This is a genomic window from Oleiagrimonas citrea (assembly GCF_012395255.1).
GTDB lineage: Bacteria > Pseudomonadota > Gammaproteobacteria > Xanthomonadales > Rhodanobacteraceae > Oleiagrimonas > Oleiagrimonas citrea.
In genome coordinates this window covers 363330-381443 of the sequence record NZ_JAAZQD010000004.1, presented here as the reverse complement: position 1 = coordinate 381443, position 18114 = coordinate 363330, and the positions used below count along the sequence as shown (strand labels likewise).

Annotated in this window: 13 protein-coding genes; 6 read left to right on the top strand and 7 right to left on the bottom strand. The window is 66.4% G+C overall.

Translation table 11 applies throughout. The features are described 5' to 3' along the window. The first annotated feature begins 182 nt into the window (after positions 1–182). Positions 183–596: a hypothetical protein gene (locus tag HF690_RS11675; RefSeq protein WP_168609560.1), complete on the top strand. Its 414-nt coding sequence runs from the start codon at positions 183–185 to the stop codon at positions 594–596. Between the two features lie 78 nt (positions 597–674). Here HF690_RS11675 and HF690_RS11670 read toward each other — a convergent pair whose 3' ends face one another. Continuing rightward, positions 675–1172: a GreA/GreB family elongation factor gene (locus HF690_RS11670; protein ID WP_168609559.1), complete on the bottom strand. Its 498-nt coding sequence runs from the start codon at positions 1170–1172 to the stop codon at positions 675–677. Positions 1173–1215: 43 nt separating this feature from the next. Then, on the bottom strand, positions 1216–1683 hold the full coding sequence (locus HF690_RS11665) for an SET domain-containing protein (protein ID WP_168609558.1): 468 nt from the start codon (positions 1681–1683) through the stop codon (positions 1216–1218). 133 nt (positions 1684–1816) lie between these two features. Between HF690_RS11665 and HF690_RS11660 the strand changes: the two genes are divergently transcribed. The 3 genes from HF690_RS11660 to HF690_RS11650 all read left to right on the top strand — a co-directional run bounded on the left by HF690_RS11660 (position 1817) and on the right by HF690_RS11650 (position 4684). After that, positions 1817–2287 (top strand): hypothetical protein, encoded by a 471-nt coding sequence (locus HF690_RS11660; protein ID WP_168609557.1) that lies wholly within the window; start codon positions 1817–1819, stop codon positions 2285–2287. Positions 2288–2314: 27 nt separating this feature from the next. Then, entirely contained in the window at positions 2315–4090 is a 1776-nt protein-coding gene (locus HF690_RS11655) for an acyl-CoA dehydrogenase C-terminal domain-containing protein (RefSeq protein ID WP_168609556.1), read from the top strand. Between the two features lie 114 nt (positions 4091–4204). Next, complete coding sequence (locus HF690_RS11650; protein WP_113063651.1) at positions 4205–4684, top strand: GNAT family N-acetyltransferase; 480 nt, start codon at positions 4205–4207, stop codon at positions 4682–4684. A gap of 82 nt (positions 4685–4766) precedes the next feature. Here HF690_RS11650 and HF690_RS11645 read toward each other — a convergent pair whose 3' ends face one another. Further along, positions 4767–5582, bottom strand: a complete 816-nt coding sequence (locus HF690_RS11645) for a SapC family protein (RefSeq protein ID WP_168609555.1) — start codon at positions 5580–5582, stop codon at positions 4767–4769. 306 nt (positions 5583–5888) lie between these two features. Here HF690_RS11645 and HF690_RS11640 point away from each other — a divergent pair, with 306 nt between their 5' ends. Together HF690_RS11640 and dxs are read left to right on the top strand one after the other, a co-directional pair. Beyond that, positions 5889–6461 (top strand): HNH endonuclease, encoded by a 573-nt coding sequence (locus HF690_RS11640; protein ID WP_240151735.1) that lies wholly within the window; start codon positions 5889–5891, stop codon positions 6459–6461. Positions 6462–6592: 131 nt separating this feature from the next. Then, positions 6593–8479, top strand: coding sequence for a 1-deoxy-D-xylulose-5-phosphate synthase (gene dxs / locus HF690_RS11635; RefSeq protein WP_168609554.1), 1887 nt, complete (start codon positions 6593–6595; stop codon positions 8477–8479). A gap of 71 nt (positions 8480–8550) precedes the next feature. On the opposite strand, the gene HF690_RS15195 is transcribed toward dxs, so the two are convergent. The 4 genes from HF690_RS15195 to HF690_RS11615 all read right to left on the bottom strand — a co-directional run bounded on the left by HF690_RS15195 (position 8551) and on the right by HF690_RS11615 (position 18008). Then, a complete protein-coding gene (locus HF690_RS15195) occupies positions 8551–11298 on the bottom strand; it encodes an autotransporter domain-containing protein (protein WP_168609553.1) in 2748 nt (915 codons plus the stop codon). An 84-nt stretch (positions 11299–11382) separates the two neighbouring features. Beyond that, the gene (locus HF690_RS11625) at positions 11383–12192 is read right to left on the bottom strand and encodes a sulfotransferase family protein (protein WP_113063656.1); all 810 of its coding nucleotides are present in this window, start codon (positions 12190–12192) and stop codon (positions 11383–11385) included. Between the two features lie 285 nt (positions 12193–12477). Then, positions 12478–17148, bottom strand: a complete 4671-nt coding sequence (locus HF690_RS15190; protein WP_168609552.1) for an ESPR-type extended signal peptide-containing protein — start codon at positions 17146–17148, stop codon at positions 12478–12480. Positions 17149–17243: 95 nt separating this feature from the next. Then, positions 17244–18008, bottom strand: a complete 765-nt coding sequence (locus tag HF690_RS11615) for a hypothetical protein (RefSeq protein WP_168609551.1) — start codon at positions 18006–18008, stop codon at positions 17244–17246. Between the last annotated feature and the right edge of the window lie 106 nt (positions 18009–18114).

Sequence of the window (18114 nt, the reverse complement as noted above, 5' to 3'; positions counted from 1 at the left end):
GCCACATGGCACAACGCCACGGCGCGCGCAGGCAACAAATGCGGCACGCGTCGTGGCGACTTTCATTGCCCCGCTGCCCCCCGATTCAGGCGCATCGCATCATGCGTCCAGTCCCGATATCATCCGCGGGCGCTCACGCAGCGCACATTCAAACATCAACAACAAACATGGAAGGGGATTTCATGATGAAACGTTTCGCTCTGGCGACGCTGGCATGCGTCGCCCTGCTCGCCGTGTCCGCCTGCACCAAGGCCGTGCTGAAGCCGGCACCGGCCATCAGCGTGCCGTCCGGCGTCAGCCAGGCGCAGGTCAAGAAGTCGATCGTGTCGGCGCTGGAGGGTCGCAAGTGGACCCTCGACAAGATCGAGGACGGCACCATCCTGTCCACGCTGCACCTGCGCGATCACACGGCGACGATCCGCATCACCTACAACACCCAGGCGGTGAACATCACCTACCTGCACAGCACCAATCTCGATTACAGCCAGCGCGGCAGCACGCGCTACATCCACCGCAACTACAACGGCTGGATCAGCTACCTGGAGCAGGACATCACGCGCAACCTGCAGAATCTCAGCGCCACGCAGGGCGGCTGAACACGCAAAAAAACGGGCGAATGCGCAGCATTCGCCCGTCATTTCCAGTCGTTCGGCGATGCCCGCCGTACGCACCGGTCACGATGCGTAGTCGATACCCAGCACTTCGATGACGCGATCCCCGGCCGGCCGCTTCCACACCACCTCGTCGCCCACCTTCGCGCCCAGCAGCGCCTTGGCCAACGGGGACACATAGCTGACCAGCCCTTCGTCGGCCTCCGCTTCGTCCTCGCCAACGATACGGTAGGTGTGCTCGCCCTCGTCGTCGGCCACCTCCACAGTGGCGCCGAACGCCACGCGGTCGCGCGGCTGACCGTCCGGATCCACCACGCGCGCACTGCCGACCCGCGCCTCCAGCCAGCGCAGGTCGCGCTTCACGGCCTGCAGCTCGGCCTTGGCCTCGATGTCGTCTTCCGCCGCATTCAACGCATGCTTGCGCGCCTGGGCGTTCTCCAGTAACGCGCGCAGCTTCGTCAACCCGGAAGGCGTGACGTAATTGGGATGGGGACTGATCGGCCGCTCCGGCAATTCGCTGCCGACCGGCGAATCGGATTCTTTGACGAAAGCTCGACTCATGCCTCCGAAATGGAGGCTCGGAGCCGTCGATTCAAGAAAACCCTCAGCACTTGGGCTGCAGCAGCGTCCCGGTGCAGTTCGGCGAACCGCAACGGCACGCCCACAGCTTCTTCATCTTCGCTGTGTGCGGCACCTCGAGCACGATGCCGTAGTTGTAGGTCAGCTCTTCGCCCGGCGCGATGTCGCGCTTGGCCTCGATCAGCACCTTGTCGTGCTTCGGGTTGCCGTCGTCGGCCTCCTCGATCAGCGCCTCGCAGTTGGGATCGCAGCTGTGATTGATCCAGCGCGCGTTGTTGCCGTCCACGTTGGCATCGACGATGTACTTGTCATTGAGCGTGAACAGGAACGTGTGCCCGGTATCGGCGCCGTCGCCGTACAGGCGATCGGCCTGCGCGTGCGTGATGAGACGCCCCTTGTAGCGGATCACGGTTTCGCCCTTGGCGATCGGAGCGAGGGCGAACACGCCGTTGCCGTGGATCGGCGAACGGCGGGCGGCAATGCGTCGTGGCATGAGCGGTTCTTCGCGAGGAAAAGAAGCATCATGCCGCGCGCACCAACGATTGCAAGGACATCGTGTCGCAACGGGTGGCATCTACGCTTCCGGGCGTTAGAATCGAAATTCGAACATTCGTTTGGAGGCAGGCATGAAACGCGTTCTGAGCGTGGTACTCCTGATCGCATCGTTGGTCGCGCTGAGCGCCTGCGGCCCGACGCGCAAGAGCGTGTTCCCGCCGCTGGTCAGCATCCAGCAGTTGCACGTGACGGCCGACGGCCAATGGCAGATGCAACTGCGCATCCAGAACAACAGCTACGACGGCGTGAAATTCAGCGCTGTGCACCTGGACATGAAACTCCACGGCGTCGCCGCAGGCCGCATCGACCAACCCATCGATCTGGACATCCCCGCGCTCTCGGTCGATGTCGCCGAAGTCCGCATCATGCCCTCCGCCGCCGCCGCCAAGCTCCTCGCCGCATCCGGAAACTCGGTTCGCTATCAGCTCAGCGGCAGCGCGACCGGCCAACCCGAGCAGAGCAAGAAGGCCCGCACCTTCAAGGTGCAGAGCCAGGACACCTGGTTATCGCCCGTTCCCGGCATCGCCGACACCTGGCGCTGAGCCCACACCGCACCCACAGGATCCGACATGACACTATACGCCGCCCCGCTCGATGACATGCGTTTCGCCTTCTACGACCTGCTCGGCGGCGACGCCACGCTGGCGCGTCTGCCCGGCGGCGAAGCGCTGGGTCGCGAGCTCATCGACGCCGTCCTGAACGAAGCCGCGCGCTTCAACGAACAGGTTCTCGCGCCACTGAACCAGAAAGGCGATGCCGAGGGCTGCCACTTCGACCGCGACACCGCCTCGGTGCGCACGCCGGAGGGCTTCCGCGAGGCCTACGCGCAGTACGTCGACGGCGGCTGGGCCGGATTGACCGCGCCAGAGGCTTTCGGTGGCCAGGGCTTGCCGCACAGCATCGGCGCACTGGTCAAGGAGATGATCGACTCGGCCAACCTGGCCTGGGGTACGTACCCACTGCTGTCGCAGGGCGCCACCGACGCGCTGCTGGCGCATGGCGAGGACTGGCAGCGCGAGGTCTTCCTGAAACCGATCGTCGAAGGTCGCTGGACCGGCACCATGTGCCTGACAGAACCGCAGGCCGGCTCCGATCTCGGCCTGCTCAAGACGCGTGCGGAACCGGGCGAGAACGGTGCCTACCGCCTCACCGGCACCAAGATCTTCATCACCGCGGGCGAGCATGACTTCACTGAGAACATCGTCCACCTGGTGCTAGCACGCCTGCCCGACGCACCAGCCGGCAGCCGCGGCATCTCCATGTTCATCGTGCCCAAGTTCAAGGTCGCCCGCGACGGCGCCATGGGCGAGCGCAACGCCGTCGCCTGCGGCGCCATCGAGCACAAGATGGGCCTGAAGGGATCGGCCACCTGCGTGATGAACTTCGACGGCGCCGAGGGCTACCTGATCGGCCAGCCGCACAAGGGCCTGATGGCCATGTTCACCATGATGAACGCCGCCCGCCTGGCCGTGGGCATCCAGGGACTTTCGCTGATCGAGCGCGCGATGCAGAACAGCTTCGCCTACTGCCGCGAACGCCTGCAGATGCGCGCGCTGTCGGGCGCCGTGGAACCGGACAAGGCCGCCGATCCGATCATCGTGCATCCTGACGTGCGCCGCATGCTACTGACCCAGCGCGCCTTCGCCGAAGGCGGGCGCGCGCTGGCACTGTACGCGGCGCTGCAGAGCGACATCGAGGAACGCAGTGAGGACGCCGCCGAACGCGCCCGCGCCGGCGAGGTGCTCAGCTTCCTCATCCCCATCTGCAAAGCGCTGCTGACCGAGGCAGCCGTCGAATGCACCTACCATGCGCTGCAGACCTACGGCGGCCATGGCTACATCGCCGAGCACGGCATCGAGCAGTTTGCCCGCGACGCACGCATCACCACGCTGTACGAAGGCACCACCGGCATCCAGGCGCTGGACCTGCTCGGCCGCAAGGTCATGCAGCTGCAGGGCGCGGGACTCAAGCATGTGCTCGGCGACATCGCGGCGTTCTGCCAGCAGCACGCCGAGGACGAGACGCTGGGCGAGTTCGTCGGACCGCTGGCCGTGCATGCCAAGACCTGGGGCGAACTGACCCAGGAAATCGGCCAGCGTGCCCAGGGCCATCCCGACGAAATCGGCGCGGCGGCCGTGGACTACCTGTTCTACTCCGGCTACATCGTGCTGGCCTGGATGTGGGCGCGAACCGTGGCCGCCCTGCCCGAGTCCAGTCTGGATGCCGAAGCGCAGGCCGGCAAACGCGACACCGCGCGCTTCTACTTCAGCCGCATTCTGCCGCGCACGCATGCGCATCGGGCCGCGATCCAGTCCGGCATCGACGGCGTGCCCGCCGTGCGCTGAGGCACGACGAACCGGGCAGAACGTCGCGCGATGCACGATTCGCACTTTCCGGCATCGCCGCGAAGGTGTAGAACTGCACACCCGCGCCCCGGGCGCCGTAGTCAGCGAGCTGTCATGAGCGATTCGCCCTTCCTGATCCGTCTGGCCAGCCCCGACGACGATGACTTCATCATCGGACTGGTGCCGCGTTTCGTCGATTTTCCGCTGCCCGCCTGGCGACGACGCAACGAATGCATCGAAGGCATCCGCAAGGACCTGTCCGAGCACCTGGAAGATTCGCCGGCCAACAGTTTCATGTTCGTCGCCGAGGATCGCGACAGCGGCATGCGGCTGGGCTTCGTGCATCTGCAGAAGACGCAGGACTTCTTCAATGGCCGCACCAACTGCCACATTTCCGATCTGGCCGTGTCGCCGAAGCAGGAAGGACGCGGCATCGGCAAGGCCCTGCTCGATCACAGCCGCGAGTGGGCCGAGGAGCACCACTGCCACATGATCACGCTGGCCGTTTTCCCGGGCAACGAGCGCGCACGACGCATGTACGAGGCCGCGGGCTTCGACGTCGACCTGGTGCGCATGGCGCAGCCGCTTCGATAGAGACGCTCACGCGCTTCGATGAAGCACAAAAAAACGCCCATCCAGCCGGATGGGCGTTTTTCGTCGATCCGCGCAGCGGGGATCAGGCGTCGTTGCCGGCCTTGGCCTGGTTCTCCGCCTCTTCCCTCATCTTGGCTTCGAACTCGGCCCGCTCTTCCGGCGTGAAGCGCGCGTGCATGCGCTGCACCAGTCGATCCAGGTTCGAGAGCGAGAACAGGTGCGCGAAGATCCAGGTCAGCGAGCCGTCCTGCATCAGGCCGTGCAGCGTCTCGGCGTCGAGGCCCTGCAGCTTCTGCTCGTCCACCACGTAGAGACCGTTCAGAACGACGTTCTTGCCCGGCATCTTGATCTCGATCGTACGGCTGGTGAACAGCTCCAGATCGTGCAGACGCTTCATCAGCTCGCGCGTGCGGCGAATGTGCTGCTGGAACTCACCCAGGAACGCGACCGCCTGCTTCAGGGTCTCGGTGTCCGTGCCGTCCTCGTTGAACAGGCGCTGCCCTTCCTCGGTACCGAATCCGGGATAGGCCTCGTCCAGGAACACGGCAAAGTCGTCGCCGTCCTTGCCTTCTTCCGGCGGCTTCTCGGCCAGCACGAACGGATAGCGGCGGACGAACGCGGGCACGTAGGTGTCGGATGCCCAGAACCCGTTCTCATCAACCATCAGGTTCTCTTCCTGACGCAGGCCGAGCAGGACGATCGGATTCAGATCGTCCAGGCTGTCGCCGGCAAACAGGATCGGATAGTGATGCGCCGCATGCGGGAACTCGACGCAGGACAAGGGCACCGAGTGCGCCTTGGCCGCGAAGGCAGCGCTGGGAATGGGCTTGATTCGCAGATTCTTGTGGGAATCGCGGTTGAGCGGCACCGGGCGCTCGTAGAAAAGAACTTCGCTCACTTGGTCATTCCTCGTTGCCCGTCGTGCCGGACCGCCCCTCCGGGGTCCTCGAGAACGCGACGACGGCTTTTGGTCAATCTCTGATCATACCAGCGCACTGGCCGGGCAGTAAGACCATCGCCACATTCGCCGGCTAGGCTGAAATCGTGCGCAGCCTGCCCAGAGGGTTAAAAACCCTATTTTTTCCGCTATGCTCGGAACAAAGCAGGAATCGGGGTCGCGCGAAAGGCCCGCCCCACCGGCAGGAACGCTTATCTCGCCCCACCACGAGGGATCGATACGCAGATGCTGACGGAAGATTCGAACATGCACGACCTGCACTCCACGCGAGTGCTGGCCCTTGACGCCGGCGGTCGAATCCTCGACTGGATCAGCTGGCAGGACGCGGTTTGCCTCTACGTTCGAGAGGCCGTGGCCTGGACGCTCGGCGATCCCTGCCTGACCGTGCACGGCGGCACCAATCGACTGACCGGTGCCCAGACCACCCTGCTGCTGCACCCGATCGTCGCCAGCACCGGCCATTGCAGAGCCAGTGGCATCGCCCCCTCGCCGGCACTGACCAACAACGCGCTGTTCGCCCGCGACAAGTACCTGTGCCTGTACTGCGGCGAGCATTTCGCCCGCAGCGCCCTGACCCGGGACCACGTCATGCCGGTTTCGCGCGGCGGCCAGGACATCTGGGAGAACGTGGTCAGCTCCTGCACCCACTGCAATCTGCGCAAGGGCAACCGGACGCCGCAGCAGGCGCACATGCCGCTGCTGGCCGTGCCCTACCGGCCCAGTTGGGTCGAGCACCTGATCCTGTCCAACCGCAACATCCTGGCCGACCAGATGCAGTTCCTGGTCAACCACCTGCCGCGCAAGCGCCGACCGAGCTGAAGCGCTACCCGCGCCCGGAAAACGCCCGCGCAGCGCCTCATCCGGGCCCGGAACCGGGGCCATGATGCTGTCGAGCGCGGCGATTGCGCGCAGTACAGGACAGAACGCACCGATGGTGCGAAAATACGGCAATGATCGACGCCACACGCTACCCCCTACTGGCACGCATCGAACATCCGTCCGACCTGCGCCAGCTTTCGCAGACGCAGCTTCAGGATGTCGCCGACGAACTGCGTGCCTACCTGATCGAATCGGTCGCCAGCTCCGGCGGCCATTTCGGCGCGGGCCTGGGCGTGGTCGAACTGACCGTGGCGCTACACTGGCTGTTCGAGACGCCGCACGACCGGCTGGTCTGGGATGTCGGCCACCAGTGCTATCCGCACAAGATCCTCACCGGCCGCCGCGACCGCATCACCACGATCAAGAAGAAGGACGGCCTGGCGCCGTTCCCGCGCCGCGAGGAGAGCGAGTACGACACCTTCGGCGTCGGCCATTCCTCGACCTCGATCTCGGCCGCGCTGGGCATGGCCATCGCCAACCAGCGCCGCGGCGACATGCGCAAGGTCGTGGCCGTGATCGGCGACGGTGCGATGACGGCCGGCATGGCCTTCGAAGCCATGAACCACGGCGGCGACGTCGAACCCGAAATGCTGGTCGTGCTCAACGACAACGGCATGTCGATCAGCGAGAACGTCGGCGCGCTGACCAAGACCCTGGCCCGCCTGCTCGCCAACCGCACGCTCAACAGCTGGCGCGAACGCGCCAAGCGCGCGATCCCGCGGCAGTCGTTCATGGGGCGCTTCTTCAAGCGCTGGGAAGAGCACGCCAAGGGCATGTTCATGCCCTCGACGCTGTTCGAGGAACTGGGCTTCCACTACACCGGCCCCATCGACGGCCACGACATGGACGCGCTGGTCGCGGCCATGAAGACGGTCAAGGACCTGCCCGGCCCGCAGCTGCTGCACGTCATCACCACCAAGGGCAAGGGCTACGCGCCGGCCGAGAACGCGCAGATCGACTACCACGCGGTCGGTCCGTTCGACCCGCAGGCGGGCGTCATCAAGAAGGCACCCGGCAAGATCACCTACACCCAGGTCTTCGGCGACTGGCTGTGCGACATGGCAGCCGCAGACGAGCGCCTGTACGGCATCACCCCCGCCATGCGCGAGGGTTCCGGCCTGGTGCGTTTCTCGCGTGAATATCCGCAGCGCTATTTCGACGTTGCCATTGCCGAGCAACATGCCGTGACGCTCGCCGCCGGCATGGCCTGCGAGGACGCCAAGCCGGTGGTGGCGATCTACTCCACCTTCCTGCAGCGCGCCTACGATCAGGCTATCCACGATGTGGCGCTGCAGAATCTCGACGTGCTGTTCGCCGTCGATCGCGGCGGCGTGGTCGGCCCCGACGGCGACACGCATTCGGGCAGCTTCGATCTCAGCTACCTGCGCTGCCTGCCGAACATGGTGGTCATGGCGCCGGCCGACGAGAACGAATGCCGCGCCATGCTCAGTACCGGCTTCAAGCACGAAGGCCCCGCCGCGGTGCGCTATCCGCGTGGCACCGGTCCGGGCGTGGCGATCCACGAGGACCTGGAGACCCTGCCCCTCGGCAAGGCCGAACTGCGACGGCGCGGCCACGGACTGGCACTGCTCTCGTTCGGCGCCATGCTGGCGCCCGCCGCCGAACTGGCCGCCGAGCTGGACGCCACGCTGGTCAACATGCGCTTCGTGAAGCCGCTCGATGAGGACATGATCCTGGAGATGGCTCGCACACACGATGCCTTCGTGACGTTCGAGGACAACGCCGTGGCCGGCGGCGCCGGTTCCGGGGTGGCCGAATGCCTGGCTGCGCACGGCATCGCCATGCCGATTCTTCATTTGGGTCTGCCGGACAAGTTCCTCGAACACGGCAGCCGCGAGGAAGTACTGAGCATGGCCGGTCTCGATCTGCCTTCCATGCGACGCGCCATCCTGGCGCGCTTCCCCCAGCTGGCGCAGCGCACCACGGCCAACGGCTGAAGCATTCACATCTCGACACAAGAAAAAGGCCCGCGCGATGGCGGGCCTTTTTCGTTCCCTGGCGATGCCTCCTACCAGCTGTAGCGCGCCTGCAGCATGCCGCGGCTGCCGTGATAATGGTGGCCCGCTGCGCCGTGCCAGGACAGCGACGCCTGCCAGCGAGCCGACGTCCACGTCACGCCCGCTCCGCCGCTCAGTGCGCTACCCGGCAGTGCACTGCTGGTCACATCCTTGGGATAGTCGCCCAGGCTCTCCGTCACCATGATTGCGCGGTCGCCACCCCAGCCTTCCGTGCCCGCCTGCACCCACGGCTGCCAGTGACCCCACTCGGCGCCGATGCGCAGGCCCGCCTGGTAGTGCGACAGATGCTGGCTCACCTTGCCGTAATGCAGCGCCAGCAAGGTGATGCCTTGCTCCTGCGCCGCATCGTACCGTGCGTTGACGGTATCCATCCCCGCGTACGGCGTGAACGACCAGCGCCCCGCGCGGGCGGTGTAGTCCACACGTAGCGCAGCGCCGTTGTAGCGACCTTCACCGTGCGCGGTCTGGATTCCGCTCACCACGCTCAGATAGCGCTTGCTGTCCTGCTTGAGCTTGCCCACACCGAAGCTGCCCGACACCTTCCAGCCGCCGTTGCGCCAGATGCCGTACACGAAGCCGCCGAACGGTTTGGCGCGCACCTGCATGGCGTCCACCGTCGTCGTCGTCGTTCCGCCCGACACCGCCACGCCCAGCACGAAGCGGTCCGTGATGACGTGACCATAGCCGGCCGCCGCGCCGTTCAGCTGATAGCGCGAGCCCTGGCCCAATCCGCCCAGACCGGCCATCGTCTGGCCCCAGACGCCCTGGCGACCCTGGGCCGTCGGACCCATCCGGCCCAGCACGGCGTCGAAGGTCTGCTCCATGCCCAGACTCACCGTGCTGGCGTAGTTGGGGTACCCGTCTGCGAACGCCGCCGCGTTCGGCGCCAGCGTGAGTGTCACGTCGTTGCCGCTGTAGCTCACCAGCGGTGTCAGGTAGGCCGCGAAGGCCGGATCGAAGGTCGTCTTGGCGAACGTGCCGCGGACGCCGCCAGACGCATGCACCAGGTCGTAGCTGGTGTCGGCCAGGTACGCGCCCGGATCGACCACGATCGCCAGCGTGCCATCCAGGCTGGCCTTGCCGCTCACCCGCAGCTGGCTCGAACCCGTGCCCGGCGCCGGGTCCGGCGTGACCTCCAGGCTCAGCGTGCCGTTCGGACCCTGCACGTAGTCGCCCGACAGCGTCAGGATGCCCACGCTGCCGCCCGGCATCACCGTGCCGCCCAGATTGCTCACCGCACCCGTGATCGTGCCGTGGCCGCCCAGCGTGCCGCCGGTCACCGTCACGTCGCCGGTCAGTACCGTGTCCGGATGCGCGGCATCACCCACTTCCAGCTTGCCCGCGCTCACCGTCCAATCGGTGGTCGCGTTGCTGCTGCCGGTCAGCGTCCACATGCCCGAGCCGGTCTTGGTGTAGTTCGCGAAGCCCGCGTACTGCGGGCTGCCGCTGTAGCTTGTCGGCATCGCCATCACGATCTGCGTCAGATCGAAACTGCCGCCGGCATCACCGCCAAGCACCAGCGCGTCGCCGCCATTGGTCGTGCCGCTCGTGCTGATCACGTTGCCGACAAAGCTGTAGCCGTCGCGCAGCTCCAGCGTGTTACCGCCGCCCGAAAAGTCGACCGCGTCGGCCTGCACATCGCCACCGGTGCCGTCGCCGTTCATGCCCGACTTGCCGCCTGCGATCGCGCCGCTGTTGATCAGCGTCGCACCGCCTGTGGAGACCACGCCGGCACCACCGGTGCCGCCCATGCTCGAACTGCCGTTACCGCTGACCAGCGTGCCCGCACCACCGTCACCGCCGGTGATGCTGCCGGTGTTGGTGAAGGTATTGTTGCTCGCGCCGATGACCAGTCCGGCGCCGCCGTTGCCGCCGGCACCGGTGCTACCTTTCAGGGAGCTGAATTTCACGTCGTCGTAGCCGCCTGCATGGCCACCAGCGCCGCCCATGATATGGCCGGCGTTGCTCGCGTCATGATCGCCGGTGCCAACGTAGAGTCCCGCACCGCCACCGCCGCCACCGCCGCTGAGGTAAGCGTCACCGCCGGCGCCACCCGCGCCGCCCGCGACCGTTCCACGGTTGGAAAACGTCGAACCCGCGACCCCGAGGGCCGCACCCGCGGCACCGCCGCCACCGCCGCCTCCATAGGCATAACCGAATCCACCGGCGCCGCCGGTTCCTCCGGTCACGGTCACGCCCGCACCGACCGACAGATCACCCGTCGAAAGCACGCCCGGATTACCGCCTCCACCGCCTGCACCAGTACCAGCGACGCGACCGACGGTTCCGCTGCCCGTGCTGCCGCCGCCACCGTACACGCCACCGCCGCCGCCGCTGCCGCCGAAGAAGCTGTTCGAACTCGGATAGATGCCGCCCACTCCGCCATCGCCCGAACCGGCGCCGCCCAAGCCACCGGCTCGAGTGGTGCCGCCCGAACCGCTGCCCTGAGCGGAGGGGCTGCCGCCGTCATTGTCCAGCCCCGTGGCACCGTTGCTGCTCGTCGTGCCCGTGCACGAAGCGTCGATCGTGCCGGACGTCTTGCTGCAACTCTGCGCCAGACTGACCACTGGCGCCGAAGCCAGAATCAGGCCGATCGCCGCCGTCAGGGTCGCCATCTTCAGGCGATACGCGGAACCCGATGCTCCGAGGCTACCGCCATGCGAACTGCAAGTCTGCTCCGAGGCGACCTGTACGACGCCCAGCGCCTTGTTCCATACCTGACGGTACATCTTGTTCATGCGTATTCCCCTGCGAATAGTTGGATTCTTTGCTGCACCGGCCGGCCGGCATGAGCGGGCACGAACGGCTTCAGATTCCGTCCGTTACACGACCCGGACCCCGTGAAGGTTCAGTTCCGGATTACGCCAGAAAGCATCGTTCTCGAATCGGTTGAACACATCCGGCGGCAACACTGTCCGGCGCTCGACTGCGCCCACCTTCGGCCGCACCGTGTGCAGGCCCGGCGTGCCCGCCTTGATGTCGAAGGCTTCGGCGTCGAATTCGATGTGCTCGAAATCATGCTGGAAGGCCGGCTCGCCGATGAAGTCGTAGATCGCCGCCATGGCCTTGCCCGGATCGCTCACCAGCGTCTCGTACTGCACCAGCATCAGTTGGCCGGCATGCGCACCGAAGAATGCTTCCTTCAGCGCGTTGTAGGCGTAACCGACCATGCCGTCGCCCTTGGCCACCCCATCGGCGCGCGTGTACACCGTGCCGCCAACCGTGTAACTGAAGATCGACGACGGCTGGAAGGTGTTCTTCTGGACCAGTCGCTCGATGCTGTCGATGACCCAGGGCATGTGTCGCACGCAGGCGATCACCCTGGACTCGGGAAACAGCTCGGCAATCACGTTCATGCGCGCGCACCAGGCGCGGCTGGTGTCGAAGATCACGTCCTCGTCGCGATCGGCGTAGTAGTTCTCCACCACGCCCTCCAGCACGCGACGGCGCTGGTCATCGTCGATGAAGACGGAAAATTCGTTTCGGCCGCTCATCTCGCCGAGCATCGCGCCCAGCAATCCCGCGACCGGACCACTCATGCCGGCAGTGAACCGCGGGTTCTGACGCAGCAACGCCGACAGCAAGGTCGAACCAGAGCGTGGCAGACCGGAAATGAAGTGAATGCGATGCATGATGATCCTTGCTTGATGGAACCGCCCATCAGCGATACGGGCCCCTTCATGGGTACCGCGCGCACTGACGATTCGAATACCGGTTTTGGTTTCACAGGAGTATGAAGCAGGGCTGCAGCCTCACAAAACGAAGCCTCCTGGGGTTCCTGAAACGTCCCACCGGACACCAACGATGTTCGTGCCCTCCTTGATCGTTGCTTGCATCGCCCGATCCGTGCATCGATGCATCCTTCCAGAGACAAAGGCCCGACACAGCGAAGTGCCGGGCCTTCATGCCTCACCCACTTACCAGCTGTAGCGCGCCTGCAGCATGCCGCGGTTGCCGTGGTAGTGGCTGCCCACCGCACCGTGCCACGACAGCGTCGCGTCCCAGCGGCCGGCCTTCCACGTCACGCCCGCTCCACCGCTCAGTGCGCTGCCCGGCAGTGCACTGCTGGTCACGTCCTTGCGGTAGTCGCCCAGACGCTCCGTCACCGTGATCGCACGATCGCCGCGCCAGCCTTCCGTGCCTGCCTGCACCCACGGCTGCCAGTGACCCCACTCGGCGCCGATACGCAGGCCCGCCTGGTAGTGCGACAGATGCTGGCTCACCTTGCCGTAATGCAGCGCCAGCAAGGTGATGCCCTGCTCCTGCGTCGCATCGTAGCGGGCGTTCACGTTGTCCATGCCCGCGTACGGCGTGAACGACCAGATACCCTTCCGCGCCGTGTAGTCCACGCGCAACGCCGCACCGGCATAATGGCCGCCGCCAGTCGCCGTCTGCATACCGCCCAGCGAGGCGAGGTAGCGCTTGCTGTGCTGCTTGAGCTTGCCTGTGCCCAGGCTGCCCGAGACCCGCCAGCCACCGCTGCGCCAGATGCCGTACACGAAGCCGCCGAACGGCTTGGCGCGAACCTGCATGGCGTCCACCGTCGTCGTCGTCGTGCCGCCCGAAAGCGCCACGCCCAGCACGAAGCGGTCCGTGATGGCGTGGCCGTAGCCCGCCGCCGCGCCGTTCAGCTGGTAGCGCGAGCCCTGGCCCAGTCCGCCCAGGCCGGCCATCATCTGGCCCCACGCGCCCTGACGCCCTTGCGCCGTCGGACCCATCCTGCCCAGCACCGCGTCGAAGGTCTGCTCCATGCCCAGGCTCACCGTGCTGGCGTAGTTCGGATACCCGCCCGCGTACGCGGCTGCGTTCGGCGACAGCTTCAGCGTCACGTCGTTGGCGCCGTAGCTCACCTGCGGCGTCAGGTACACCGCAAAGCCCGGATTGAAGGTCGTCGTGGCAAACGTCCCACTCACGCCACCGGCCGCGTGCACCAGGTCATAGCTGGTGTTGACCAGATACGAGCCCGGATCGACCATGATCGCCAGCGTGCCGTCCAGGCTCGCCGCGCCGCCCACCTGCAGCTGGCTCGACCCCGTGCCCGGCGTCGGATCGGGCGTGATCTCCAGACTCAACGTGCCGTTCGGACCCTGCACATAGTCGCCGGCCAGCGCCAGAATGCCCACGCTACCGCCCGGCATTACCGTGCCGCTCATGTTGCTCACCGTGCCCGTGATCGTGCCGTGACCACCCAGCGTGCCGCCGGTCACCGTCACATCGCCAGTCAGCACCGTGTCCGGATGGGCGGCGTCGCCCACTTCCAGCTTGCCTGCACTCACCGTCCAGTCGGTGTTCGCGGTGCTGCGGCCGGTGAGCGTCCACATGCCGGAGCCGCTCTTGGTGTACGTCGCAAAGCCGTGATAGCGCGGGCTGCCGTTGTACGTGGTCGGGATGGCCATCACGATCTGCGACAGATCGAAACTACCGTCCGTATCGCCGCCCAGCGCCAGCGTGTCACCACCGTTGGTCGTGCCGCTCGTGCTCAGCACGTTGCCGACGAAACGATAGCCGGCGCGCAGCTCCAACGTGTTGCCGCCGCCAGAGAAATCCACCGCGTCGGCCTGTGTGCTGACAACGGCCGCGGCAGTCACGACGCCTGCGCTGGACGGACCGACCGGCGGCCCGCTCGGCGCAGTCGGCTCGGCAAGCGTACCGTCCGCACCCACCACGCCGCCGGCGATAAGGCCTGCGTTGATGATCGTCGAGTTGCCCGTCGACACCACGCCCGCACCACCGGCGCCGCCAGTCCCGGCGGTATAACCGGTATACCCATCACCGCCGTTGCCACCGTTGCCGCCCTGGACGGTGCCCGTGTTGGTCAGGGTCATGCCCGTACCGACGATACCGGCACCGCCCGCACCACCGTTGGCGCCGTCACCCGCCGACCCGGACCCGGACCCGTAGTAGCGGGTATAACCGGCATTACCGCCGTTTCCGCCGTTACCACCCTGTACGGTACCGGCGTTGGTCATCTGGAATCCGCTTCCGGATACGCCGGATCCGCCCGAGCTGCCTGCGACACCGCTCGCCTCGCTGAAACTGGGCCCTATCCCCGGCACCTCACCACCTCCGGACCCTGCTGCGTAGCAGTCTCCGGTGCAGTAACCGCCCCCCGCGCCTCCCGCAATCACACCTGCATTGTCCAGCGTGAAGTCCGAACCGATCACACCAGCGCCGCCCGAACCTGACGCCCCCGGGGTGGCAAAGGCATGAACGCCCGCACCGCCAATCCCGCCGGTAATCGTGCCGGTGTTGCCGACGCTGAATCCACTCCCACTGACGCCGGCACCGCCGCTGCCGGCGTCTCCCGCGTAATAGCTCCGCGACGAGGAGTAGCCGCCCGCGCCACCCTCGACACGGCCCGTGTTGTCCAGCGTGAATCCTGCGCCGGCCAGGCCATCGCCGCCATTGCCGGCATCGCCGCCATGCCCCGTGAAACCACCGGTACCGCCAACACCGCCGACGATACCTCCGTCGTTGGCAATGGAGGACTGATCCAACTGCGCACCCGCACCACCCGTACCACCATGACCGCCGTAGTTGCCGACGGTATAGCCGGCGGTACCACCGTAACCACCGGCGCCACCGGCCACACTGCCGTGGTTCGTCAACGTCAGGCCAGCACCCCCAACACCGGCTCCACCCGCACCACCGTCACCGGCGACCGCACCACTGCTGGGGCCCGATATGGAGCTACCCTTCGTGCCGTCGCCGCCGTGCACCGAACTGCCCGCCCCCACACCAAGGGCGGTACCGCTCGACGCCATGACACCCAGACCACCCGCACTGCCGTCCACCGACAACGTCGAACTGCCGACGATATCGGCCGTAGTCGATGCATCACCCACCTGCAACGTGCCACCCTGCAGCAGCCAGCCCTGCTGCACCGCTGCGATGCCGGTCAGGGTCCAGGTGCTGGCCCCAAGCTTCTCGAACTGAGTGAATCCGTAAAACACAGGCGTGCCGCTATAGGTGCCTGGCACGGTGGACACGATCTGTCCTAGGTCGAACGTGCCGTCAGTATCGCCACCCAACGCAAGCGCATCGCCGCCGTTCGTCCCGCCACTGGTGCTCACCACGTTGCCGATGAAGCTGTAGCCCGATACCAGAGTCAGCGTGTTGCCGCCGCCGGAAAAATCCACCGCATCGGCCTGCACACCGCCGCCCACGCCACCACCATCGGCCCCGGACACGCCACCCGCGATCAGGCCGCCGTTGACGATGTCCGCGCCACCCGAGGAGACGACGCCCTCACCGCCAGCACCGCCCTGTCCGAAGTTGTCCGCAGAACTGTCGCCGCCCTGGCCACCGGCGCCGCCCTGAACCGTGCCGGTATTGAGCAGACTGAAATCGCTGCCACCGACGCCGGCACCGCCGCGCGCACCGTCGCCGCCAAGGCCATCGCTGCTGCCGGAGTAGTAGTACGAACCACCGTATGCAAGACCACCTTTGCCGCCAGCACCGCCGGTGATGCTGCCGGCATTGGTGATCGCGCTGCCCATCGTCACCTGCGCGCCCGCGCCGCCGATGCCGCCGGCACCGTCGCCGTTATGGTTGGCCGTATACGATTTGCCGCCATCGCCACCCACACCGCCGACGATGGTTCCACCGCTCGCATTGTCGAGAGTCAGCCCGCTGCCGCTCACACCGGCGCCACCGCCCCCGCCGATACCACCTTTGATGTAGAAACCGTAACCGCCGACACCACCGGCCCCGCCGGCGATGCTTCCACGGTTGTCCACCGTCGAGCCGGCACCCTGGATGCCCGCGCCGCCGGCACCACCGGCGCCCGCCGCGTAGGCCGTGCCACCCACACCACCCGTACCGCCGGAGACGGTACCCGCGTTGTCCACCGACGACTGACCGGCCATCACACCGATACCGCCGACGCCACCCGCGCCACCATAGGCACCCTTCGTGTAGTAGTCGGCATCGCTGCCCGCCGCGCCGCTGCCGCCTGAACCCATGCTCGAACCCATCACCTGCAGGGCCGCCGTATCAGCCACCGCGATACCGGTGGCTCCCGTGCCCGAGTTGGTCACGTTCACGGAGCCCGTGCCGTCGCCCAGCGTCAACGAGCCGGCATGTACCACCGCACCGCCGGTCAGTGTCGTGCCATCGCCGGCGAGCGCCAGCGAACCGGTACCCGACGCGCTCAACGATCCGGCGCCGCTCAACGGAGCCTGGATCGTGACATCGGCTTGCATCGAGAACACGGTGGCTACGTCGAGCGAAGGCAAGGCGCCCGATTCGGTGATCGTGGTCGCACCCGTGAAGTCGAACTGGATGGTGCTGCCCGGATCGCTATTGGCCTGGGCAATCGCCCAACTGAGCGTGCCCACGGTCGCCGTGTTGCCGTTGTCGCTGGCCTGGGTCACGGTATAGGTGCTGGCCGCCATCGCCGGCAGCGCGGTCGCTCCCACGCCCAGAAGCAGCGCGGCGGCGCAGGCCTGCGCCAGACGGCTGCGCGGCGGCGTCACGCCCACCGATCGCGACGCTCCCACGCCGCCGCGCGAGGCCTTTGCGAACTCTGTCGCGACCTGCACGACGCCCAGCGTGCGATTCCAGACCAGACGGTAGATCTTGTTCATGTTGTTCCCTGTTCCTGAAGTGTTGCTTGTTGTGGATCCGTGAAGCACGGATCGGCTATGTCGTAACGGCTAGACGCTGCACAGCCGGTGCAGGTTCATGCCCGGGTTGCGCCCAAAGCATGGCTTTGAATCGGTTGAACACATCGGCGAAAACACCGTCTTGCCTGCTTCCGCACCGACGTTCGGACACGCCGCTCACAGGCCCTGTGCACCGAGCTTGAGATCGAAGGCTTCGGCATCGAATTCGAGGTACTAGAAATCCTGCGCGCCAGACCACTCGCCGATGAAGTTGTGGATCGCGGTCGTCGCACGTACTCGTCGACAAGGTCTCGTACTGCGCCCGCACCAGCCTGTCCGCATGCGCGCCGCAGAACGCTTGCTTCCACGCGTTGCAGGGCATGACTGACCGTGCCGTCGCCTTTCGCCACACCGTCGGCACGCGTGTACACGGCGCCATTCGCGCTGAAATGGACGATCGGAGACGGATCAAAGGCGTTCTTCTGGAGCTGACGCTCGACGCTGCCGACGGCCCTCTGCATGGGATCCACGCAGGCGATGCACCGGGGATCGGGAAACAGCTCGGCAACCACGTTCATGAGCGCGCCTCGGTCGCAACGGGTGCCGAAGATCACGTCCTCGTCGCAGCCGGCATCATCGTTTTCGAACACGCCGCTGGGCATACGGCAGCGTTGCGCATCATTGATGAATGTGGGGAATTCCGTGCAGCCGGGTATCGCGCCCAGCAGCCCGGCCACCGGACCGCTCGCCCCCGCCTCGAAACGCGGGTTCTGGTGCAGCAGCGCCGACTGCAGCGTCGCGCCGGAGCGCGGCAGACCGGAAATGACATGAATACGCTGCATGACCCCCCTCGCCCTATGCAGCAGAAGGCGACGAACGAATCGTCGCCTTCAACGCCTACTGCGAGGGGCACGCTTCCTGCGCATGGACACGTGCCCTTGCCTCCCC